General features: G+C 52.2%; 18 protein-coding genes and 4 tRNA genes. 16 read left to right on the forward strand and 6 right to left on the reverse strand.

Translation table 11 applies throughout. The annotated features are described in order from the left end of the window. Positions 1-21 precede the first annotated feature (21 nt). The 14 genes from ispG (at position 22) to rpoC (ending at position 15,008) form a co-directional block, all read left to right on the forward strand. Positions 22-2,082 (forward strand): (E)-4-hydroxy-3-methylbut-2-enyl-diphosphate synthase, encoded by a 2,061-nt coding sequence (gene ispG, locus EKD02_RS02250; protein WP_126383613.1) that lies wholly within the window; start codon positions 22-24, stop codon positions 2,080-2,082. 6 nt (positions 2,083-2,088) lie between these two features. After that, positions 2,089-2,862: an SDR family NAD(P)-dependent oxidoreductase gene (locus EKD02_RS02255; protein ID WP_126383615.1), complete on the forward strand. Its 774-nt coding sequence runs from the start codon at positions 2,089-2,091 to the stop codon at positions 2,860-2,862. 70 nt (positions 2,863-2,932) lie between these two features. After that, positions 2,933-3,005: transfer RNA gene (locus EKD02_RS02260), tRNA-Thr, on the forward strand. Positions 3,006-3,018: 13 nt separating this feature from the next. After that, positions 3,019-3,101: transfer RNA gene (locus EKD02_RS02265), tRNA-Tyr, on the forward strand. 24 nt (positions 3,102-3,125) lie between these two features. After that, positions 3,126-3,198 (forward strand) — tRNA-Thr (locus tag EKD02_RS02270). Between the two features lie 28 nt (positions 3,199-3,226). Further along, positions 3,227-3,299, forward strand: a tRNA-Trp gene (locus tag EKD02_RS02275). A gap of 45 nt (positions 3,300-3,344) precedes the next feature. Further along, positions 3,345-3,536, forward strand: coding sequence for a preprotein translocase subunit SecE (gene secE / locus EKD02_RS02280; RefSeq protein ID WP_011890844.1), 192 nt, complete (start codon positions 3,345-3,347; stop codon positions 3,534-3,536). 19 nt (positions 3,537-3,555) lie between these two features. Beyond that, a complete protein-coding gene (nusG, locus tag EKD02_RS02285; protein ID WP_126341570.1) occupies positions 3,556-4,131 on the forward strand; it encodes a transcription termination/antitermination protein NusG in 576 nt (191 codons plus the stop codon). Positions 4,132-4,178: 47 nt separating this feature from the next. Next, positions 4,179-4,604, forward strand: a complete 426-nt coding sequence (gene rplK / locus EKD02_RS02290; RefSeq protein WP_011890842.1) for a 50S ribosomal protein L11 — start codon at positions 4,179-4,181, stop codon at positions 4,602-4,604. A gap of 91 nt (positions 4,605-4,695) precedes the next feature. After that, a complete protein-coding gene (rplA, locus tag EKD02_RS02295) occupies positions 4,696-5,385 on the forward strand; it encodes a 50S ribosomal protein L1 (protein ID WP_126383617.1) in 690 nt (229 codons plus the stop codon). 20 nt (positions 5,386-5,405) lie between these two features. Next, positions 5,406-5,924, forward strand: coding sequence for a 50S ribosomal protein L10 (rplJ, locus tag EKD02_RS02300; RefSeq protein ID WP_126341568.1), 519 nt, complete (start codon positions 5,406-5,408; stop codon positions 5,922-5,924). A gap of 66 nt (positions 5,925-5,990) precedes the next feature. Beyond that, positions 5,991-6,362, forward strand: a complete 372-nt coding sequence (rplL, locus tag EKD02_RS02305) for a 50S ribosomal protein L7/L12 (protein ID WP_011890839.1) — start codon at positions 5,991-5,993, stop codon at positions 6,360-6,362. Between the two features lie 211 nt (positions 6,363-6,573). After that, complete coding sequence (gene rpoB / locus EKD02_RS02310; RefSeq protein ID WP_185805686.1) at positions 6,574-10,479, forward strand: DNA-directed RNA polymerase subunit beta; 3,906 nt, start codon at positions 6,574-6,576, stop codon at positions 10,477-10,479. Between the two features lie 74 nt (positions 10,480-10,553). Then, entirely contained in the window at positions 10,554-15,008 is a 4,455-nt protein-coding gene (gene rpoC, locus EKD02_RS02315) for a DNA-directed RNA polymerase subunit beta' (protein WP_126341566.1), read from the forward strand. A 272-nt stretch (positions 15,009-15,280) separates the two neighbouring features. Here rpoC and accC read toward each other — a convergent pair whose 3' ends face one another. The 3 genes from accC to efp are packed head-to-tail and all read right to left on the reverse strand — an operon-like array spanning position 15,281 to position 17,720. Beyond that, the gene (gene accC, locus EKD02_RS02320; protein WP_011890836.1) at positions 15,281-16,621 is read right to left on the reverse strand and encodes an acetyl-CoA carboxylase biotin carboxylase subunit; all 1,341 of its coding nucleotides are present in this window, start codon (positions 16,619-16,621) and stop codon (positions 15,281-15,283) included. Between the two features lie 21 nt (positions 16,622-16,642). Beyond that, positions 16,643-17,101, reverse strand: a complete 459-nt coding sequence (gene accB, locus EKD02_RS02325) for an acetyl-CoA carboxylase biotin carboxyl carrier protein (protein WP_126341565.1) — start codon at positions 17,099-17,101, stop codon at positions 16,643-16,645. Between the two features lie 52 nt (positions 17,102-17,153). After that, a complete protein-coding gene (gene efp, locus EKD02_RS02330; RefSeq protein WP_011890834.1) occupies positions 17,154-17,720 on the reverse strand; it encodes an elongation factor P in 567 nt (188 codons plus the stop codon). A 183-nt stretch (positions 17,721-17,903) separates the two neighbouring features. Between efp and EKD02_RS02335 the strand changes: the two genes are divergently transcribed. Both EKD02_RS02335 and EKD02_RS02340 read left to right on the forward strand, forming a co-directional pair. Then, positions 17,904-18,179: an HU family DNA-binding protein gene (locus tag EKD02_RS02335; RefSeq protein WP_126341564.1), complete on the forward strand. Its 276-nt coding sequence runs from the start codon at positions 17,904-17,906 to the stop codon at positions 18,177-18,179. A gap of 140 nt (positions 18,180-18,319) precedes the next feature. Next, the gene (locus EKD02_RS02340; RefSeq protein WP_011890832.1) at positions 18,320-19,327 is read left to right on the forward strand and encodes an acetyl-CoA carboxylase carboxyltransferase subunit alpha; all 1,008 of its coding nucleotides are present in this window, start codon (positions 18,320-18,322) and stop codon (positions 19,325-19,327) included. A 97-nt stretch (positions 19,328-19,424) separates the two neighbouring features. Here the strand turns inward: EKD02_RS02340 and EKD02_RS02345 are convergent, their stop codons facing one another. The 3 genes from EKD02_RS02345 to EKD02_RS02355 form a co-directional block, all read right to left on the reverse strand. Further along, a complete protein-coding gene (locus tag EKD02_RS02345) occupies positions 19,425-20,453 on the reverse strand; it encodes a 2-oxoacid:ferredoxin oxidoreductase subunit beta (protein ID WP_126341563.1) in 1,029 nt (342 codons plus the stop codon). A 3-nt stretch (positions 20,454-20,456) separates the two neighbouring features. Continuing rightward, positions 20,457-22,340, reverse strand: a complete 1,884-nt coding sequence (locus EKD02_RS02350) for a 2-oxoacid:acceptor oxidoreductase subunit alpha (protein ID WP_126341562.1) — start codon at positions 22,338-22,340, stop codon at positions 20,457-20,459. Between the two features lie 196 nt (positions 22,341-22,536). Further along, entirely contained in the window at positions 22,537-22,818 is a 282-nt protein-coding gene (locus EKD02_RS02355) for a hypothetical protein (protein WP_126341561.1), read from the reverse strand. Positions 22,819-22,940: the final 122 nt, after the last annotated feature.

Raw genomic sequence — 22,940 nt, forward strand, 5'->3', positions numbered from 1 at the left:
CCGGAAAAACCAGCAAGTGATATGTACCAGTACCGCCGTCGCCTGACCCGCGAAGTTTCATTCGGCCCCATTTCGTTAGGGGGGTACCAGCCCATCAGGGTTGAGTCGATGACAAACACCCATACGGCGGATGTTGATGCTACGGTGGCGCAGTGCCGCCGTCTCCGGGATGCCGGTTGCGAAATCATACGGCTGACTGTTCCGACCGAAAAAGATGCCGACAGCCTTCGCCTTATTCGTGACCGGCTCCGCGGGGAAGGCATTGATACTCCGCTTGTTGCTGATATCCATTTTTCAGCCCGCGCTGCCATGAAGGCGGTGGAGTTTGTTGAGAACATCCGCATCAATCCGGGAAACTATGCATCACGCCCAAAGCGTTCGCCTGGAGAAGACTATACGGACGAGGAGTATCGTGCGGAACTGGAGTATGTGAGAGGTGAGTTTCTCCCTCTTGTGGAAAAGGCCCGGAGGCTCGGGGTTTCCATGCGTATCGGTACCAACCATGGCTCCCTTTCCGACCGGATTGTCAGCCGCAGGGGGAACTCGCCTGACGGCATGGTGGAGGCTGCGCTCGAATTTGCCCGGATGGCTGAAGAGGCCGGCTACCATGATATCCTCTTTTCGATGAAGTCGTCAAATGTGCGGGTGATGATACAGGCATACAGGCTGCTTGTGGAGAGGGCCGACAGTGAACTTCGTTACGCGTATCCCCTCCATCTGGGAGTGACCGAGGCGGGAGATGGTGATGAAGGGCGCATCAAGTCGGCCATGGGAATCGGGGCGCTTCTGGAAGACGGTCTGGGCGACACCATCAGGGTCTCGCTGACTGAAGATCCCGTCAATGAGGTTCCTGTCGGCTTCGCCATTGTGAAAAAATACAACGATTTTTATCTGATAAAAGGCGAGCGGGCACATTTGCCCCTCAAGCATCTGCTGGAAGCAGACTGGAAAGGGAAAAACAGCGGGACTGACGCGCTCTTTGCACCCTTCAGCCCATTCAGTTATGCCCGTCGTCTTTCCTCACCTGTTGAGCTTGCCGGAATTCCGGTTGGCGGCGACGCACCTCCCGCTGTTGAAACTGCTCTGCATGTGCCGCTTTCCGACCTTGAGGGCGCTACGGCTGAGGCTCTTCAACGGCTTCGTCCCGATCTTGGTGAACAGGCCATCCGCTCAGAGTTTGTGTCGGTTCCTGTAGGGAGCAGGGAGGATCTTCAGGCCTTTGACGCTCTTCTTGCCCGCCTGGGAGATGCCGCCGGCAGGGTGAATGCTTCTACGGCCGACACAGGTGTGTTTACCGAGCTGCTCAAGAGAGAAGTTGCCAAAGTACGGCTCGATATTGCAGAAGAGGAACTGCTTCCTAAAGAGCTTGTCAGCAGTCTTGCCCTGTCAGGTCGTCCGGCGGTTGAGTTTTCATTCATCCACAACGCCGCAGGCATTGCCGCTCCTGCCGCTGTGCTTGGAATGCTTGCCCAAAAAGCCCGCTCGCTGTCTGTTGATCGGGTGTTTCTTTCAGTCCTCTCCGATACAGGCCTCTTCGCCACCAGAAAACTCGTTTCAGAGTGCCTTCGCCTTGGTATCTCCCTGCCCGTTGTTGTACGATTCCGCAGTACTGAACGGGATCGGCTTTCAGTGCTCATTCAGAGCGCAGTTCAGGCCGGCTCTCTGTTTTCGGATGGTATCGGCGACATGATTTCGCTTGAGAGCGTGCTCGAGCCGGCAGATGAAATCAATCTTGCCCTGAATATTCTGCAGGGGGCACGCATAAGAATGTCAAAAACGGAGTTCATCTCATGCCCGGGCTGCGGGAGAACCTATTTTGATCTTGAAAAAGCCGCTGCTTCCATCAAAGGACGGATGGCTCATCTCAAAGGGCTCAAAATCGGCATTATGGGCTGTATTGTCAATGGTCCGGGAGAGATGGCCGATGCTGACTTCGGATATGTTGGCGCCGGGAAAAACCGCATCAGCCTCTATGTGGGAAGAGAGTGTGTTGAAGAAAATCTGCCTGAGGACGAAGCGGTTGAGCGCCTCATTGGCCTCATTCGGGAGAGAGGCAGATGGGTTGACAAGGTGGAGGGCTGAGGTCTCATGCGCGCCACACTGATAACCGGTGCTTCCATGGGCATCGGCGAGGCATTTGCCCGCGAGTTCGCACGGCGGGGCAATAGCCTTGTACTGGTTGCCCGCTCCGGAGAGCGCCTTGCGGCACTCGCAGAAGAACTCCGCTCACGCAAAGTCGAGGTTCTCGTCTGCCGTCAGGATCTCTGCTGTCCCGATGCGCCCGGCCGCGTTCATGAGTTCTGCCTTGCTCACAGCATCAGTGTTGATATTCTTGTCAATTGCGCAGGCCTCTCCCACGCTTCCGATTTTTCGGCCATCCCCCCTGAAAAGGCAGAGGAGCTGATGTCTGTCAACATGTTGGCGCTTGCACGCTTGTCGCGCCTCTTTGCTGCCGACATGGCAGCTGAAAAAAAAGGGGGGATCATCAACATTGCCTCAATTACCGGACTGCAGGGTGTGCCGGGTCTGGGGCTCTATGCCGCCACAAAGGCTTTTGTTCTCAGCCTCACCGAATCAATGCACGAAGAGCTTAAAGAGCATGGGGTCAAGGTCAGTGCTGTCTGCCCCGGATTTATTGATACCGGTTTTTTTCAGACCGCCGGTCATGAACGGACCAACGAAATTCTCCCTCTATCCTCCCCCGAAGTGGTGGTCAGGGCGGCCCTTAAGGGGCTGATGAAAAACCGCATGCGGGTATACCCGACCATGCTCGACACCATTCTTGCCTTTTCCGGACGGCTTGTTCCTCGCGATACAGCCGTGCGTCTTGCAGGTTTTTTGTCGGGTGCACGGGCGAATTAAAAACCCTCTCTTTTTTTTTGTATTTGTAAATCATCTCTGTATATTACCTGCCCTGTTTTTTGACTGAGCTGCTGGTGTAGCTCAATTGGTAGAGCAGCTGATTTGTAATCAGCAGGTTGCGGGTTCGAGTCCCATCACCAGCTCTGAACGATTGATGGGTAGGTAGCGAAGCGGTCAAACGCAACAGACTGTAAATCTGTCGACATATGTCTTCGGAGGTTCGAATCCTCCCCTACCCACGGTTTTATTTCCTGTATTGTCAGGCTGATGTAGCTCAGTCGGTAGAGCACTTCCTTGGTAAGGAAGAGGTCATCGGTTCAAGTCCGATCATCAGCTCAGGTTTCTGGATGACTGTTATTTGTACACGTCAGTAGCTTAATTGGTAGAGCAGCGGTCTCCAAAACCGCAGGTTGGGGGTTCGAGTCCCTCCTGACGTGCAGGCTGGAGATTCTGTCGCAAAGTTTATTACGGGCTCTGAATACATGAATAAGTATATCGCAAAGGCTTCTCAGTACTACCGTGATGTCGTCAACGAGATGCGGAAGGTTGTGTGGCCCGGCAAAGAAGAGATAAAAGATTTGACCGTTGTTGTCCTGACTGTGTCGGGGCTTCTGGCGCTTTTCACCTTTGTTGTTGACTGGGTGATTGGCTCTGCGATGGGGAAGTTACTGTAAGAAAACGGGAAGTCGTTTGATGGGCGCAAAAAATAAGGACAGTGTAGTGGAAGGTGCTCCGGTGGCGCGCTGGTATGCTCTGAGAATCTATTCCGGACATGAACGGAAGGTTAAGGAGGGTATTGAGGCTGAGGTGGAGCGCAGTGGTCTTGGTGACAAGATTCTGCAGGTCTATGTGCCTTACGAGCGTTTTATCGAGGTAAAGAACGGCAAGAAGCGCGCGATGACCAAGAATGCGTTTCCTGGATATGTTCTTATTGAGGCGGTGCTCGATAAGCAGACCCGCAACCTGATTCTGGATATTCCTTCAATCATGGGCTTCCTTGGCGTTGATGACAATCCGATCCCGCTTCGTCCTGACGAGGTGGAAAAGCTTCTTCAGCCGGAGAATGCTGTTACTGAAAGGACGGTTGTTGAGGCTCCATATAATGTGGGCGATTCCGTGAAGGTTATTGATGGGCCGTTCAGTTCACTGGCGGGCGTTGTTCATGAGGTCTGCCCGGAAAGAATGAAAGTGAAGGTGATGATCAGTTTCTTCGGGCGCAGCACGCCGACGGAGCTAGACTTTTCGCAGGTGAAATCAGTTTCCCAATAAAAACAATTGGCTTGCCGCTCTGGTAAGCTTCTGAACAGAAAGAGGACATGGCAAAAAAAGTAATCGGTTTCATCAAGCTCCAGATTCCTGCCGGTGGTGCAAATCCGGCTCCTCCCGTCGGTCCGGCCCTTGGCCAGAAAGGCGTGAATATTATGGAGTTCTGCAAGCAGTTCAACGCAAAGACCCAGTCTGAGGCTGGTATGATCATTCCTGTGGTCATCACCGTCTATACTGACAAGTCGTTCACATTCATCACCAAGACTCCGCCTGCCGCTGTACTCCTTCTCAAGGAAGCTGGCTTGCAGAAAGGTTCCGGTGAGCCGAACCGTAACAAGGTTGGCACCGTTACCCGTGAGCAGGTGAAGAAAATTGCCGAACTGAAAAAGCCTGATCTCAATGCTTTTGATCTTCGCGGCGCTGAAGAGATGATTATGGGTACGGCCCGGAGTATGGGTATTGTTATTGAGGAGTGAAGAGTTCGTTAGGGTAGTAGTACGCTTTTTTAGTTGACAGATCGTGGGAGGCTTCGCGGCCGCTTTTTTAACCACTTGCATAAATATATCGATGGCAGGAAAAAATTACAGGGATGCAGCGTCGCAGGTCGACCGGAATCAGGAGTATGATCTCGCTGATGCTGTTGCGAAAATCAGGGAAATTACAAAAACGAAGTTTGACGCTACGGTTGATGTGGCGGTGAAACTTGGTGTTGACCCTCGTCACGCCGACCAGGTGGTCCGCGGGACAGTCATGCTTCCGCATGGCACAGGTAAAACGGTTTCGGTGCTTGTTGTCTGCAAAGAGGCTAAAGTGGCTGAGGCAGAAGAGGCTGGCGCTGATTTTGTCGGCTTTGAAGAGTATGTCGAGAAAATCCAGAACGGATGGACCGGTGTTGATGTGATCGTTGCTACCCCCGATGTTATGGGGCAGCTTGGCAAAGTTGCCAAGATCCTCGGACCACGCGGTCTGATGCCGAACCCGAAATCGGGAACGGTTACCATGGATGTAGCAAAGGCGGTCAAAGAGGTCAAGGCGGGCAAAATCGAGTTCCGCGTTGACAAGGCAGGCAATGTGCACGCCCCTGTTGGTAAAGTCTCTTTCGATGCCGATCAGCTGGTGGCAAACATTTCCAGCTTCCTCCGCGAGGTTGTTCGCCTGAAGCCCTCTGCGGCAAAGGGGTTGTATGTACAGGGAATAGCCCTGTCGAGCACCATGTCTCCGAGCGTGAGGGTTAAAATGGACAAAGTTGTCGCCTAACAAAAACCGGGTTTATTACGATGAAGCGAGAGAAAAAAGAACAGGTGGTCCAGAGCGTTACCGAAAAGGTGAGCCGGTCACAGGGGATATATCTTACCGAATTTCAGGGGTTGAGCGTTTCCAGAATGTCGGAGTTGCGCAATGAGTTTCGCAAAGCGGGGGTAGAGTATCGTGTTGTCAAGAACACGCTGGTCAAAAAAGCTCTCGGCGATCTTGCCGGGGCCGACAGGCTTGCGGGCGCGCTGAAAAACACAACAGGGGTGGCGTTCGGTTATGACGATCCGATTGCACCGGCACGGGTAATTAAAAAGTTCAGCAAGGATAATGAATCCCTCAAGTTCAAGATGGCCGCCATTGATGGGGTCGTTTTTGAGGCTGATCAGCTTGGCGTACTGTCTGAAATGCTGACCAAAACTGAAAACATCGGTCGGGCAGCGGGCATCATCAACAATGTTATTGCCAGCGTTCCTATGGTCATGAACGCGGTTATGAGGGATCTTGTTTCTGTGGTCGACCAGGTCGGCAAGCAGAAGCAGTAGGTTCACACAAAGTCTATTACGCACTCAATTTTTTACATCAGTCAATTAAACAGGAGAGAGGAAATAATGTCTATCGAAACACTTGTAGAAGAAATTGGCGGTCTTACCCTTACCGATGCAGCGGCACTTGTCAAGGCGCTTGAAGAGAAGTTCGGTGTCAGCGCTGCCCCCGCAATGGTTGCAGGTGTTGCCGCAGCAGCTCCTGCTGCAGCTGCAGCTGAAGAGCAGACTGAGTTTGATGTTGTGCTGACCGCCGCCGGCGACAGCAAAATCAATGTCATCAAGGTTGTTCGCGCAATCACTGGTCTTGGCCTGAAAGAGGCGAAGGATCTTGTTGATGGCGCACCTAAGGCAGTAAAGGAAGCTGTTTCCAAAGAGGATGCAGAGAAGATCGTTAAGGAGCTCAAGGATGCAGGCGCATCAGTAGAGCTGAAGTGATTTCTGCCTAGCCGAATTCATGCAGCAAGCTCCGCTTCACATTGAGGTGGAGCTTTGTCTGTTTGTGTAAGTAGTGGTTTTAATGTAGTCCTTTGATGATGCGACTGAGCTTCATCCGTGCCAGTGTGGCCGGTTGGGTTTGAACGGCTCTTTGTTGTGACTTACTCTCTATAGATTTCATGCAATTGATAAAAGCGAGGTGCATGTGAAAGTGGTTGATGCAACACCAACACCGTGTATTGATTTTTCGAAAATACAAAGCGTCATAAAAGCTCCCGACCTTTTAAAAGTCCAGCTTGATTCGTTCCATAATTTCATTCAGGACAGTGTGCCGCTTGCCAAAAGGCGCGATCAGGGTCTTGAGCGGGTTCTGCGGAGCGCTTTCCCCATTACCGATACTCGCGGTCTGTACCTTCTGGAATATATCTCATACAGCTTTGATAAGCCGAAGTATACGGTGGAAGACTGTATTGAACGAGGACTTACCTATGATGTTTCCCTGAAGGTAAAACTGAAACTTTCCTACAAGGATGAGGCGGACGAGACCGACTGGAAGGGGACGCTCCAGCAGGAGGTATACCTCGGCCGGATTCCTTATATGACCGAACGGGGTACCTTCATCGTCAATGGCGCAGAGCGCGTTGTTGTCGCCCAGCTTCACCGTTCTCCCGGCGTCGTGTTCAGTGAAGCCGTTCACCCGAACGGCAAGAAAATGTATTCGGCTAAAATCGTCCCGACCCGTGGATCGTGGATTGAGTTCCAGACCGACATCAACAACCAGATCTTTGTCTATATAGATCAGAAGAAAAACTTTCTGGTCACAGCATTGCTTCGCGCAATCGGGTTTGCCCGTGATGAAGACATTCTTGGCCTGTTTGACCTTGTTGAAGAGGTTCAGCTCAAAGGTGTCAAAAAAGATCGCCTTATCGGCCAGTATCTTGCAGCCGACATTGTTGACATGAACACCGGTGAGGTTGTCAGCGCAAGAACGGCAATTACCGAAGAGGTGCTGGAGCAGATCATAGCCGCCGGACAGAAAAGCGTGAAGGTGATGAAAACCTTCAATGGTGGAGACAAGGGACAGGATAAGTCCATTGTGAGCAATACCATCCTCAACGACAGTTCCGCTACCGAAGAGGAGGCGCTTGAGATTGTCTATGAAGAACTGAGGGCCAATGAGGCTCCCGATATTGATGCGGCGCGCAGCTTCCTTGAGCGCACATTCTTCAATCAGAAGAAGTATGACCTTGGTGAGGTCGGTCGTTACAGGATCCGCAAAAAGCTCAGCAATGAGTTTTCTGAGCTTGAGAGCTATCTTGCCGGAAAGGGAGAGCTTAAGGAACTCTCTGATGCCATCAGTGCAAAAATCAATCAGACTATTCAGTCATTCTCGGACGAACCGGTCGGTGAAGACACGCTGGTTCTGACCCACTATGACATCATCTCTGTCATCAACTATCTCATCAAGCTGGTCAACGGCCAGGCTGAGGTTGATGATGTGGACCATCTGGCAAACCGTCGAGTCCGCTCTGTTGGTGAGCAGCTTGCCGCACAGTTTGTTATCGGGCTTGCCCGGATGGGCAAAAATGTCCGCGAAAAACTCAACTCGCGCGACTCCGACAAAATTGCCCCCAGTGATCTCATCAACGCCAGGACAGTGTCGAGCGTGGTGTCGAGCTTTTTTGCCACCAGCCAGCTTTCACAGTTCATGGACCAGACCAATCCGCTGGCCGAAATGACCAACAAGCGGAGGGTATCGGCTCTCGGACCCGGCGGTCTTACACGCGAGCGTGCAGGTTTCGAGGTTCGCGATGTCCACTATACCCACTATGGCAGGCTCTGCCCGATTGAGACTCCTGAGGGCCCAAACATCGGTCTGATTTCCTCGCTCTCCGTCTATGCAGAAATCAACGATAAGGGATTCATCCAGACACCTTACCGCGTGGTCAACAAGGGCCATGTGACGGATGAGGTCCTCATGCTTTCTGCTGAGGATGAAGAGAACAAGATTACCGTACCTGTCAGCATTAAACTTGATGATAAAAACACCATTGTTGACGAATCCGTGCAGGCAAGGACAAAGGGCGATTACCCTCTTGTGCCTTCAGAGGATGTCAATTATATGGATGTTTCTCCCGTGCAGATTGTCAGCGCGGCGGCGGCACTGATTCCCTTCCTTGAGCATGATGACGGTAACCGCGCCCTGATGGGTGCGAACATGCAGCGCCAGGCCGTGCCTCTTTTGACCTCAGAGGCCCCTGTGGTGGGAACCGGTATGGAGGAAAAGGTTGCGCGCGATTCCCGTTCTGTCTGCCTTGGTGAGGGTTCAGGTGTGGTTGAAGAGGTGACGGCCGAATATATCAAGGTCCGTTACGACATCAACCCCGACAGCAATGAAGAGCTTTCGCTGCTCGATCCTGATGAGGGGCTGAAGACCTACCGGATGATCAAGTTCAAGCGTTCCAACCAGGATACCTGCATTTCGCAGAAGCCGCTTGTGCACAATGGTCAGAAGGTCGAAAAAGGAACCGTGCTGGCCGACAGTTCCTCTACCGAGAATGGCGAACTTGCCCTTGGAAAGAATGTGCTGGTTGCTTTCATGCCGTGGCGTGGATATAACTTTGAGGATGCAATCATTCTCAGCGAGCGCCTCGTGTATGACGATGTGTTCACCTCCATCCATGTTCATGAGTTCGAGGCAAATGTCCGTGACACCAAACGGGGCGAAGAGCAGTTTACCCGTGACATCTACAATGTCAGTGACGAAGCACTTCGTAACCTTGACGAGAACGGTATCGTGCGCATTGGAGCTGAAGTCAAGGAGCGCGATATCCTTGTGGGTAAAATCACCCCGAAAGGCGAGAGCGATCCTACTCCTGAAGAAAAGCTTCTTCGGGCAATATTCGGCGATAAGTCGAGCGATGTGAAAGATGCCTCCATGCATGTGCCCGCCGGTATGAAAGGCATTGTCATCAAGACAAAGCTCTTCAGCCGCAAGAAAAAGGTTGGGATGGATGTTAAAGAAAAGCTTGAGCTTATAGACAGCCGTTTCGAACGCCGTGAGCAGGATCTGCGTATCAGCTTTGAAAAATGGCTTCACAAGATTCTTCAGGGCAAAGAGACCACCGGTCTTCAGAGCGACAAAGGAAAAACACTTGCTGCTGCGGGTGCAAAGTTTGACGCTGCACTCATCTCGAAATTTGCAGGCCTCTCATTCCTTGAGACGGTTGATTTCTCCAATGGAATTACCGGAACAAAGAAGGTTGATGACAGCGTCATCCGTCTTGTCAAGGAGTTCCGCTTCAAGCTGAAGGACCTTGCAGACGAGAGAGAGAATGAAAAATACAAGGTCAATGTGGGCGACGAACTGCCTCCCGGAATCGAGGAGCTGGCAAAAGTCTACATTGCTCAGAAACGCAAGATTCAGGTTGGCGACAAAATGGCCGGCCGTCACGGAAACAAAGGTGTTGTCGGTAAAATTCTGCCTATTGAGGATATGCCGTTCATGGCCGACGGAAAGCCGGTTGACATTGTGCTTAATCCTCTCGGTGTGCCGAGTCGTATGAACATCGGTCAGCTCTATGAAACTTCGCTCGGATGGGCAGCCAAAACGCTCGGTGTCAAATTCAAGACCCCGATTTTCAACGGTGCCACTTACGAAGAGGTTCAGGCAGAACTTGAACGCGCCGGACTTCCTGCCCACGGCAAGGTCAGTCTTTACGACGGCCGTACAGGCGAGCGGTTCGATGACGAGGTGACTGTAGGCTACATTTATATGCTCAAACTGAGCCACCTTGTTGACGACAAGATTCACGCCCGTTCAACCGGTCCATACTCCCTTATAACCCAGCAGCCACTGGGCGGAAAGGCTCAGTTTGGTGGTCAGAGGTTCGGTGAAATGGAGGTCTGGGCACTTGAGGCATACGGTGCAGCCAATATTCTCCGGGAGATGCTGACAGTCAAAAGTGATGATGTCATTGGCCGCAACAAAACATATGAGGCAATTGTCAAGGGTCAGAATCTACCCGATCCGGGAATTCCTGAATCCTTCAATGTGCTTATCAGAGAGCTGCAGGGCCTTGGTCTTGAGGTCCGTATCGACGACCGTGTCCCTTAGACCCTTAAGAGCCACGGTGGCCTTTTGCAGCAGTAACGAAAGTTGAAACGAGTCGTTTAACCAGGATATTGACTATGATTTTCTCACAGGGAGCATCGCCGCTTAAAGGTGATTTTTCAAGGATTAAGTTCAGCATCGCTTCGCCTGAAAGCATTCTTGCACACTCGCGCGGAGAGGTATTGAAACCTGAAACCATCAACTACCGTACCTTCAAGCCTGAACGGGACGGTCTGATGTGCGAAAAAATATTCGGTCCCACGAAGGACTGGGAGTGCTACTGCGGAAAGTACAAGAGGGTCCGCTATAAAGGAATTATCTGTGACCGCTGCGGCGTGGAGGTGACAACCAAGAGCGTGCGGCGCGAGCGCATGGGGCATATTGCCCTGGCCGTTCCGGTTGTGCACACATGGTTCTTCCGTTCAGTGCCAAGTAAAATCGGTGCCCTGCTCGACCTCTCAACAAAAGAACTTGAGAGGATCATCTATTACGAAGTCTATGTGGTCATCAATCCCGGTGAGCCGGGCGAAAAGCAGGGGATTAAAAAGCTTGACCGCCTGACTGAGGAGCAGTACTTCCAGATCATTACCGAGTTTGAAGACAACCAGGACCTGGACGATTCTGATCCTGCGAAGTTTGTTGCTAAAATGGGCGGTGAGGCTATTCACCTGCTCCTCCGCAACCTGGATCTCGACGCATCAGCCGTACATCTTCGGACCATTCTCAAAGAGAGCAGCTCCGAGCAGAAACGCGCCGATGCGCTTAAACGCCTTAAAGTTGTTGAGGCTTTCCGTAAGAGCTACGAGCCGCATCGCAAAGTACGCAAAAAGTCAACAGGGCTTTTCCCTGAGGATGAAATGCCCGAGCCCTACATCTACGAAGGCAACAAGCCTGAGTATATGGTAATGGAGGCCATACCGGTCATTCCTCCCGAACTTCGTCCCCTTGTTCCGCTCGAAGGCGGGCGTTTTGCCACTTCAGATCTCAACGACCTTTACCGTCGTGTGATCATCCGCAACAACAGGCTTAAAAAACTGATAGACATCCGCGCCCCGGAGGTTATTCTCCGCAACGAAAAGCGGATGCTGCAGGAAGCCGTTGATGCTTTGTTCGACAACTCCCGTAAGGCCAACGCTGTCAAGACCGGTGAATCGAACAGGCCCCTCAAATCGCTTTCTGACTCCCTCAAGGGAAAACAGGGACGCTTCCGCCAGAACCTCCTGGGTAAGCGCGTTGATTACTCCGGCCGTTCAGTTATTGTGGTTGGCCCGGAACTCAAACTGCACCAGTGTGGTCTGCCGAAAAGCATGGCCATTGAGCTCTTCCAGCCCTTTGTCATCAGGAGGCTTGTTGAGCGTGGTATTGCTAAATCGGTGAAATCAGCCAAAAAGCTTATTGATAAGAAGGATCCAGTTGTTTGGGATGTTCTTGAAAAGGTAATCGACGGTCGTCCGGTGCTCCTTAACCGTGCTCCGACCCTTCACCGTCTCGGTATCCAGGCCTTCCAGCCAACGCTGATAGAAGGAAAGGCAATCCAGCTTCACCCGCTTGTCTGTACAGCCTTCAACGCTGACTTTGACGGTGACCAGATGGCTGTGCATGTACCTCTGTCGCAGGAGGCGCAGCTTGAGGCATCACTCCTTATGCTCTCGTCACACAACCTGATTCTTCCCCAGTCCGGAAAGCCCGTTACCGTTCCTTCCCAGGACATGGTACTCGGCATGTACTACCTGACGAAATCCCGCTCAGGCGGTGTTGGTGAAGGTTCTGTGTTCTACAGCCGTGAGGATGTACTGATTGCCCATAATGAAGAGCGCGTTGGTCTTCATACGCAGATCTTCATTCAGCACACAGGCCGCATAGACCAGAAGTTTGATCCACTGCGCGTACTTGATCTTGTCGTAGAGCCCGGCACCGAAAAGCACACATGGCTGAAATCACAGCTTGAACAGAAGAAGCTGATTCTTACAACAGTAGGAAGGGTCATATTCAACGAAAGTGTGCCTGACGAGATAGGGTTCATCAACCGCGTTATTGATAAAAAGGGCGCCAAAGAGCTTATCGGCCGCCTCTCCAGCGAGGTCGGTAATGTTGAAACCGCCCGCTTCCTCGATAACATCAAGCAGGTTGGGTTCTTCTACGCAATGAAGGGCGGTCTTTCAGTCAGTCTGTCTGACGCCATTGTTCCGGAAACCAAGGCGAAGCACATCAAGGGAGCTCAGCGCGACAGCACCAGGGTTGTCAAAGAGTACAACCGTGGTACTCTTACCGACAACGAGCGCTACAACCAGATTGTTGATGTATGGCAGAAAACCTCCAACATTGTTGCTGAGGAGTCATACCAGATTCTCAAGAAGGATCGTGCGGGATTCAATCCACTCTACATGATGCTTGACTCCGGTGCCCGTGGTTCCCGCGAGCAGGTTCGTCAGCTTACAGGCATGAGGGGGCTTATCGCCCGTCCGCAGAAGTCCATGTCGGGACAGCCGGGCGAGATTATTGAGAACCCGATTATTTCAAACCTCAAGGAGGGGCTTACCGTTCTTGAGTACTTCATCTCCACCCACGGTGCCAGAAAAGGTCTGTCCGATACATCGCTGAAAACAGCCGATGCCGGTTACCTTACCAGAAGACTGCACGATGTGGCACAGGATGTGATTGTGACCATGGAAGACTGCGGCACGACCCGCGGCCTCCTCATTTATCGCAACATTGAAGAAGAGACCAGCGGTCAGATCAAGTTCCGTGAAAAAATTCGTGGCCGCGTTACCGCCCGCGACATTGTTGATACCATAACCGGAAATGTCATTGTCCCTGCCGGTGAAACCATTACGGACGCTCATGCCGAACTCATTCAAGACACTCCCGGAGTTGAAGAGGCTGAAATCCGCTCGGTGCTGACCTGTGAAGCCAAACAGGGTATATGCTCGAAATGTTACGGTACCAACCTCTCGGTTCACAAGCCGGTTGAAATCGGTGAGGCTGTCGGCGTTATTGCTGCCCAGTCAATCGGTGAACCGGGCACGCAGCTGACCCTTCGTACCTTCCATCAGGGCGGTACCGCACAGGGTGGGATCTCCGAAACTGAAACAAAGGCTGTGAATGATGGAACCGTTCAGTTTGAGGATATTAAAACAGTAGACCACTCAGCCATCAATGAAGATGGTGTCGAGGAGGACAGCGTCATTGTCATTCAGAAGAACGGCAAAATCAACCTTGTTGATTCCGACAGCGGCAAGGTTCTCAAGCGCTATGTTGTTCCTCACGGTGCGCATCTCGCATGCAAGGCCGGTGACCTTGTCCGCAAAGACCAGGTATTGTTCAGCAGCGAGCCCAACAGCACGCAGATTATCGCTGAAATCAACGGTACCATCAAATTCGCCGACATTGAAAAAGGTGTCACCTACAAAGAGGAGGTTGATCCTCAGACAGGATTTGCCCAGCACACCATCATCAACTGGCGTTCCAAGCTTCGGGCAACCGAAACCCGCGAGCCCCGTCTGATGATTGTGGATGAAACAGGAGAGGTCCGCAAGACCTATCCCGTGCCGATCAAGTCGAACCTCTATGTCGAAGACGGTCAGAAAGTTGTTCCCGGTGATATTATGGCAAAGGTGCCACGCAACCTTGACCGCAGTGGTGGCGATATTACCGCCGGTCTGCCGAAGGTTACCGAGCTGTTTGAAGCCCGTATTCCTTCCGACCCTGCAATTGTCACTGAAATTGACGGCTATGTCAGCTTCGGTTCACAGCGTCGGAGCAGCAAGGAGATCAAGGTGAAGAACGACTTCGGAGAAGAGAAGGTATACTATGTCCAGGTTGGAAAGCATGTGCTCGCCAACGAAGGTGACGAAGTCAAGGCAGGCGATCCGCTGACCGATGGCGCCGTTTCCCCTCAGGACATTCTCCGTATTCAGGGCCCCAATGCGGTGCAGCAGTATCTGGTCAACGAAATCCAGAAAGTATACCAGATCAACGCCGGTGTTGAAATCAACGACAAGCATCTTGAAGTCATTGTTCGTCAGATGCTTCAGAAAGTTCGCGTTGAAGAGCCTGGTGATACAGAGATGCTTCCCGGTGACCTCATTGACCGCAGTGCATTCCTTGAAGCCAACGAAAGCGTTGCCGAGAAAGTCCGCATCACGGAAAGAGGAGATGCACCTGCCAGAATGCAGGACGAGGAGTTGCAGAAACTGCGCGACATCACCAAGCTCAACCGCGAACTTCGCAAGAACGGTAAAGTCATGATCGCATACGAACCTGCGCTGCAGGGAACATCGCACCCTGTGCTGCTCGGCATAACCAGTGCCGCACTGCAGACCGAAAGCGTTATTTCCGCTGCATCATTCCAGGAGACAACCAAGGTGCTTACCGACGCCGCAGTAGCCGGCAAGGTCGACCATCTGGCAGGTCTCAAGGAGAATGTTATTGTCGGCAAGCTGATTCCGGCAGGAACCGGCCTCAAAAAATACAAGACTCTCCGACTCATAGGAGAGCCTGAAGCAGAGGCCCCGGCAAAAGAAGACGCCTAAGGATTTCAGCACCAACGAGCAACACGAACACCACAAAAGAGGCCCCCTAAGGGCCTCTTTTTGTTTCCCTTAGAGTTGTAAGAGTTGGGAAGAGTTGGGGACACTCATGACTGAGTGTACTTCTCTAGTACACTCAGTCATGAGTGTCCCCAACTCTTACTTTCTTTGTACGGCGCATGACGAGGGATGATGGCAAACAGAAAAGGCTGCCTTTTTGAGGCAGCCCTTTTCTGTTGTGGGTTCTCTTTGATCCAGAGTCTTTGATTTGCCGATTATTTCTCGAACCGGAATGTGTCAAGGAAGCTGGTGTCGAACTCTCCGCTCTGGAAGACTGTATCGTGCATTACCTGTTTCTGGAAGGGGATGGTGGTTTTGATGCCAACAACAATGAATTCGTCAAGAGCGCGCGACATACGGGCGATTGCTTCCTCCCGGGTGTGTGCGGTTACAATCAGCTTGGCAATCATGGAGTCGTAGTTTGATGGTACTACATAACTTGCATAGCAGTGCGAGTCTACCCGAACGCCGTGACCACCTGGTGTGTGGAATACCTGCAGTTTCCCCGGTGAGGGGCGGAACATGTGCTCCGGATCCTCAGCATTGATGCGGCACTCGATTGAGTGGCCTCTCGGGGTAAACTGGCGGCCTTCAAGTGATTCTCCTGATGCAGCCAGAATCTGCTCCTTGACGATGTCAACATCATAGCGCTCCTCGGTCACGGGATGCTCCACCTGTATGCGGGTGTTCATCTCCATGAAGTAGAAGTTCTGATGGCGGTCAAGGAGAAACTCTATGGTCCCGGCTCCTTCATAGTTGATTGCCGATGCTGCAGCAACAGCAGCGTCACCCATTTTCTTTCTCAAGGCATCATTGACAGCTGGTGAGGGGGTCTCTTCTATGAGTTTCTGGTGGCGACGCTGCACCGTGCAGTCGCGTTCACCCAGATGGATGGTGTTGCCGTGCTGGTCAGACATGATCTGAATTTCAACATGACGGGGGTTTTCCAGAAACTTTTCAATATAGACGCCGCTGTTGCCGAAAGCCTGTTCAGCCTCACTTCGGGCGGTATTGAGGGCCTTTTCAATCTGGCTCTCTTCATGCACTACGCGCATCCCTTTTCCGCCGCCACCGGCAGTTGGTTTGATGATGACGGGGTAGCCGGTTTTTTTTGCTGTCTCGACTGCCTCTTTCAGATCGGTCACCAGACCGGGGCTTCCGGGAACAACCGGTACGCCGGCCGCTATCATGGTGGACTTGGCGGTATTCTTGTCGCCCATACGGTTGATCATTTCAGCCGTAGGTCCGATGAACTTGATATTGGCGGACGCGCAGACATCCGCAAATTCGGCGTTTTCAGCAAGAAATCCGTAGCCCGGATGAATTGCATCGGCATTGGTGACCTCTGCAGCCGCAATCAGCCGGGGGATATTGAGATAGCTCTCCCGTGAGAGGGCCGGTCCTATGCAGACGGCTTCATCTGCGTAGCGGACATGAATGGATTCGGCATCGACTGTTGAATAGACTGCAACTGTGCTGATGCCCATTTCCCGGCATGTCTGCATGATGCGCAGGGCTATTTCACCCCGGTTTGCAACGAGTATTTTCTTGAACAAGGTCGTGGTATGTGAAATTGTTTATGGTTTGATGCGGAACAGCGGCTGATCATATTCAATCGGCTGACCGTTCTCTACCAGTACTTCAGCAACGGTGCCGCTGATTTCTGCCTCAATTTCATTCATGAGTTTCATGGCTTCAATGATGCAGAGGATATCACCTTTTTTGACACTGTCGCCAACGCTCACAAACGGTGCGGTATCCGGGGATGATGCCTGATAGAAGGTGCCGACAATCGGCGAGCAGACATCGGTCAGGCCTGAAGCCTGAGCTGTTACAACTGTTTCTGCTGCAGCAGCAGGTGCGGCGACCTGCGGAACGGCTGGAGCTGGCGATGCGGGGGCACAGGCAACAGCAACTGCTTCATGCGGGAGTGAGCGGCGCAGGGTGATTTTGAATTCTCCCTCTTCAATGATGGTTTCTTGAAGATCAGAACTATTGACAAGGTCAATAAGCTGCTTGATTTCGTTAAGATTCATGATAAATGGGACTTAGGGTTACATTCGTTTGCGTTCCGCTTGTGCGGGGATGTTACTTTTTTACTCGTTCAATGTAGTCGCCGCTGCGGGTGTCGACCCGTATGACGCTTCCGTTCTGGACGAACATCGGTACATTGACCTCGGCTCCGGTTTCCACAATGGCTGGTTTGGTTCCGCTGGTTGCCCTGTCATCTTTTGATGCCGGGCTGGTTTCAGTTACCTCTACTTCTACAAAGGTAGGAAGTTCAACACTGAGAATGGCACCATCGTCAGAAAAGACAATAGTGAGCGTGATGCCGTCCTTGATGAAACGCGATCCACTGCCGATGGCGGCTTCCGATACATTGATCTGGTCAAATGTGGTTGAGTCCATCATGACATAGTCTGCCCCGTCCATATAAAGGTACTGGTACTCTTTGCGTTCGGTTATGATGACATCAACTGATTCCGTGGCGCTGAACCGGTATTCCACATTGCGGCCGCTTTTCAGGTTTCTCATGTTTGCCTGGTAGAAGGCTCTGAGGTTGCCGGGTGTACGGTGGACAAGACTTTCTACGATATGGGGCTCTCCCTTGAAGCGGATGATGGCGCCTTTGGAGACATTGCTTATGGAAGTCATGGACTTATTTTTGGTATAATCGTGTAAAAATTGAATATAACATAGCTCCTGACCAATTCAAATCCCCGTCCTGTGAGGTTTTATGGAGAAAAAAGGATTGCATCTTTAAGAAGTACTGTTTAAATTCATTCCATTAGTACCTTTCTATAGAATAAGTTTCAGTCCAATAAAAAAACATGTGCTATGTCCAAAGCAGAACTTGTAGAAAAAATTGCCGCCCAGGCAAATCTGACCAAAGTTGACGCAGAGAAATCCGTCAATGCCTTTATCAATGTTGTGACCTCTTCGCTGAAAGCCGGCGACGATGTGACTCTTGTTGGTTTCGGTACATTTACCACGGGCGACAGAGCCGAACGCCAGGGCCGTAACCCCCAGACAGGAAAAACCATCACCATTCCCGCCAAGAAAGTTGTGAAGTTCAAGCCGGGAAAAGCCCTGAAAGACGAAGTTGCCGGATAAGAGCTTCAGCTTTTTCCGTTAATGCTTTCTCTCTTCATGTAAAAAGTCCATTCAGGCTTCAGCCTGGTGGACTTTTTTTTATCTTGGGTATACGGGCATTGCCTGTCCGCCCGGAAGACTTATTCATCTGATTATTACCTATGGCTACGAAAGTCGTCCTGGATTTTGAAAAACCGCTTGTTGAGCTTGAAGCGAAGCTTGGCGAGATGCGCCACTGCCTGAGAAGCAGTTCGCGCGAACAGGCTCCAAATGAAGCCGAGGCTCTGCAGAACGAGATCGGAACTCTGGAGAAAAAAGTTGAGGCACTGCGTCAGTCTATCTATAAAAACCTGACCCGGTGGCAGAAGGTGCAGCTTGCCCGCCATCCGGAGCGCCCATATACGCTCGATTATATTTATATGATCACCTGCGACTTTGTAGAGCTCGCCGGTGACCGCCACTTCAGCGATGACAAGGCGATTGTTGGCGGCTTTGCGCGCATTGAGGACCGCGTATCGGGATTTTCCCAGCCGGTCATGGTCATTGGCCACCAGAAAGGGCGCGATACCAAGTCCAATCTCTATCGCAATTTCGGTATGGCGCAGCCTGAGGGGTACCGCAAGGCTCTGCGTCTCATGAAGCTTGCCGAGAAGTTCCGTAAGCCCATCATTACCCTTATTGACACACCTGGCGCTTTTCCCGGCATTGAGGCTGAAGAGCGTGGCCAGGCTGAGGCCATTGCCCGCAACCTTTATGAAATGGCGAAGTTGACTGTTCCTGTCATCTGTGTCATCATAGGCGAAGGGGCAAGTGGTGGCGCCATCGGCCTTGGTGTGGGTGATCGCATTCTCATGGCTGAAAACAGCTGGTACTCAGTCATATCCCCGGAAAGCTGCTCATCCATTCTCTGGAGAAGCTGGAACTACAAGGAGCAGGCCGCTGAGGCGCTGCAGCTGACAGCTCCCGACCTTCTCAGTCAGGGAATTATCGACAGGATTGTGCCCGAGCCCATGGGTGGTGCTCATACCGCTCCTGAAGCCATGGCCGGAACACTCAAAGGCATTCTTATAGAAGAGCTTTCAGCCCTTCTTCCCCTTTCATCCGAAGAGCTGGTCAACAGTCGAATCGAGAAATTTTCCTCCATGGGAGTCTGGAACGAGGAGGGATAAGAGAGGGTAGGGGAATACTTGAAACTGTTTTTGATCTACAGAGAAAAGCCGGCTCCCTGAGCCGGCTTTTCCTGTTCACTGGATTTGAGAGTCGGACTTACTTGATGGTCCAGGTGCTTTTTCCTGTAAGCAGTGACTCAAGGGTTCCTTCACCATCTTCCTGAGCTTTTTCCACCTGAGCGGTCAGGGCGTCTTCGTAGGTGAACCGGTCCTCAGCATAAAAGATGCCGAAAGGACGCGGAAGATAATCGCCCTCTGCATCCGGGTCGTCAAAGAAGCGGGAGAGCATGTTGGCCTTGATGAAATCATTTTCATCATGAATCCAAAGGTCATCTCGCGATACCTTGGGATCATTGAGGTCAACCACAACAGGGGTGAACCCGTCAAGCTTGATTCCCTTGTCGCTCTCTTTGCCGAAGATGAGGGGTTTGCCGTGCTCCAGATAAATGGTGGTGTCGGCCTTGCGCTCACGGTCTGTGAACGCGGTGAAGGCGCCATCATTGAAGATCGGGCAGTTCTGGTAGATTTCCACCAGTGATGTTCCCCTGTGCTCAGCGGCACGCTTGAAAATTTCACGCATGAACTTGCCGTCGCGGTCCATAACCCGGGCCACAAATGTTCCGCCTGCTCCAAGAGTCAGTGCAACGGTGTTCATCGGGTAATCAACCACGCCGTTTGGTGAGGTGACGGTGCGCTGTCCGATTTTTGATGTCGGAGAGTACTGCCCTTTGGTGAGACCATAAATCTCATTGTTCAGGAGCAGGACATTCAGGTCGGGGTTTCTGCGGATGGTGTGGATGTAATGGTTTCCGCCAATGGAGAGTGCATCTCCGTCACCCGTAGCTACCCAGACGCTGAGTTCGGGGCGGGCGGCTTTCAGGCCGCTTGCCACCGGCAGCGCTCTGCCGTGAATTCCGTGGATGCCATAGGTCGCTACATAGTAAGGCAGGCGTGAGGAGCATCCGATGCCGGATACAACCACAACCTCTTCGGTTTTGAGTGCGAGGTCGGCCATGGCGCTTTTCAGCTGTTGGAGGACGGCGTGGTCACCGCAGCCAGCACACCATTTCGGTTCCTGGTTCGAAGTGAAATCTTTTGCCGTCAGTTTGGTCAGTGTGTCGGTCATGGTTTACAGCTCCTTTACGATATCGGTGATTTTTGCTTCAATTTCCATCTCATTGAACGGCAGACCCTCAACCTTGTTGAACGCAACCGGCTCAATAAGGAAACGGTCCCTGATCATCATCAGCAACTGGCCGCAGTTGTTTTCAGGAATGAGGACCTTTTTGTAGTTGCCGAGCATTGTCCCGAGGTTTTTCGGGAAAGGGTTCAGGTAGCGGACATGTGCGTGGGAGACACTGTGCCCGGCTTTGATTGCGCGGTCAACTGCGATTTTGATTGCGCCGTAGGTCGAGCCCCATCCAAGAACCAGGAGATCCCCCTTCTCGGCTCCATTGTCGAGCGTCTGGAGCGGGATACAGTCCGCAATCTTCTCCACCTTTTCGGCGCGGAGCTTTGTCATCAGGGCGTGGTTTGCCGGGTCGTGCGACACATTGCCTGTTTCGTTCGCCTTTTCAAGACCTCCGATACGGTGTTCGAGTCCTTTGGTTCCGGGAACAGCCCAATCCCTGACGCCCATGTTGTTGCGCTTGTAGGGAAGGTAGGGCTCGTCATCCGCTGCTCTTGGTTTGGCAAACACCGGTTTGATTTCGCTGAGCTCTGCGGGTGAGGGAATCAGCATCGGCTCTGAGCTGAAGGCCAGATAGCCGTCGGTCAGGCAGATGACGGGCGTCATGTGCTCAACGGAGAGCTTCGCTGCTTCATAGGCGGCATAGAAACAGTCAACAGGCGAATGTGCAGAGATGATGGGCATCGGTGCTTCGCCATGACGGCCGTACATGGAGATGAAGAGGTCGGACTGTTCCGGCTTTGTCGGCAGGCCGGTTGAGGGACCGCCACGCTGTACATTGACGACGACGAGAGGGATTTCCATGATGACGGCGAGGCCGAGTGCTTCGCTCTTGAGGGCAAGACCGGGACCTGAGGTGCTGGTTGCCGCAAGCGCGCCGCCGTATGAGGCGCCGATGCTGCTGAGAACACCGGCAATTTCATCTTCAGCCTGAAAGGTTTTGACGCCCCATTGTTTCAGGTTGGCCAGTGTCTGGAGAATTTCTGTTGCCGGAGTAATGGGGTAGGAACCGAGAAAGAGTTTCAGGCCCGCTTTTTTTGATGCTGCGGCAAGGCCTATGGCTGCCGCTTCGTTGCCGGTGACACGGCGGTATGTTCCCGGCTGTTTGCCTGCCGGAGCAACCGAGAAACGGCCGAACTGGGCAAACATGTCAGTTTCGTCGCCAAAATTATAACCTGCGGTGACCGCTTTGATGTTGGCAGCAGCGATGTCGGCTTTGTTCTTGAATTTGGTCTGCAGGGTTTTGATTGTGGTGTCGATGGGCAGGCTGTAGAGCCAGTAGAGAATGCCCAGAATGAACATGTTCTTGCAGCGGTCGATATTTTTCACGCTGAGTCCGGTGTCGGCAAGAGCTTTCCGGGTCAGGGAAACAACTGGTACGCTGAATACCGTGTAGTCGGCAACCGTACCGTCTTCAAGCGGATTGTTTCCTTCACCATATCCCGACAGCCTGAGGTTTTTGTCGTCAAAGCCGTCTGTGTCGGCAATGATGATTCCTCCATGATGAAGTTTGTTGAGGTTTGCTTTAAGCGCCGCTGCATTCATGGCAATGAGCACATCGAACTTTGCGCCGGGTGTATAGACCGACTGACTTCCAAACTGCATCTGGAAGCCCGATACTCCTGAAATGGTGCCTGCTGGAGCACGGATCTCGGAGGGAAAGTTCGGGAAGGTGTTAAGGTCGGATCCGTATACAGCCACCGTGTTGGCGAACTGCGTGCCGGTCAGCTGCATGCCGTCACCTGAGTCACCGGCAAAAAGCACGGTTACACTGGTTTTAGGCGTTACATTGACCCCTTTGTTTGTCGTTGTTATGTCGGTCATAGTCCCTGTCATTACTTTTCAAGGTTAATAAACAACAACATCCCACCCTGAGTGACCCGTCTCTTTGCGGGCGGCCACCTGGGTTGTTGTCATGATAATAGATGCGCTAAGGCGGGAAAACAGTGCAGACCGTATGATCGGATTTTAGTCTGCAGGCAAACAATAAATATAGAGGATTATTGCGGGGAAACCAAATTCATCTCTCGGCTCTGCTCTCCCCTTCGCTGCTTTTCTCAACAACGATGTTGTTGGTTTTCAGGTATTCCTGCCACTCCTGCTCTTCACGGATGGGGCAGTCGGCGGCAAGGTCGCAGAAATCGCAGCGCTGCATGCCGTACATCTGCTCCATCCAGCATCCGCTGTCGCTTTTGGAGACCTCATTGACATGGTTCGGGTTATCCCGCATGATCTTTTCGGAAAGCTCCATCAGCTTTTTGACCCCCTTGCGGCGGCCGTCATCTTCCACTCCCCAGCTCATTCGCTCTCTCCGTCTTGTGTTGCAGGTTCGGTGTCTCTTTTTGACATGCGGTGTACTATTGCTTGCTGCAATATAAATCTTTTTCCCTCAAGATAGCCCGGTTCCTCCCCCCAACTGTTCCG

It is taken from the genome of Chlorobium phaeovibrioides, from assembly GCF_003968655.1.
Taxonomy (GTDB): Bacteria; Bacteroidota; Chlorobiia; order Chlorobiales; family Chlorobiaceae; genus Chlorobium; species Chlorobium phaeovibrioides.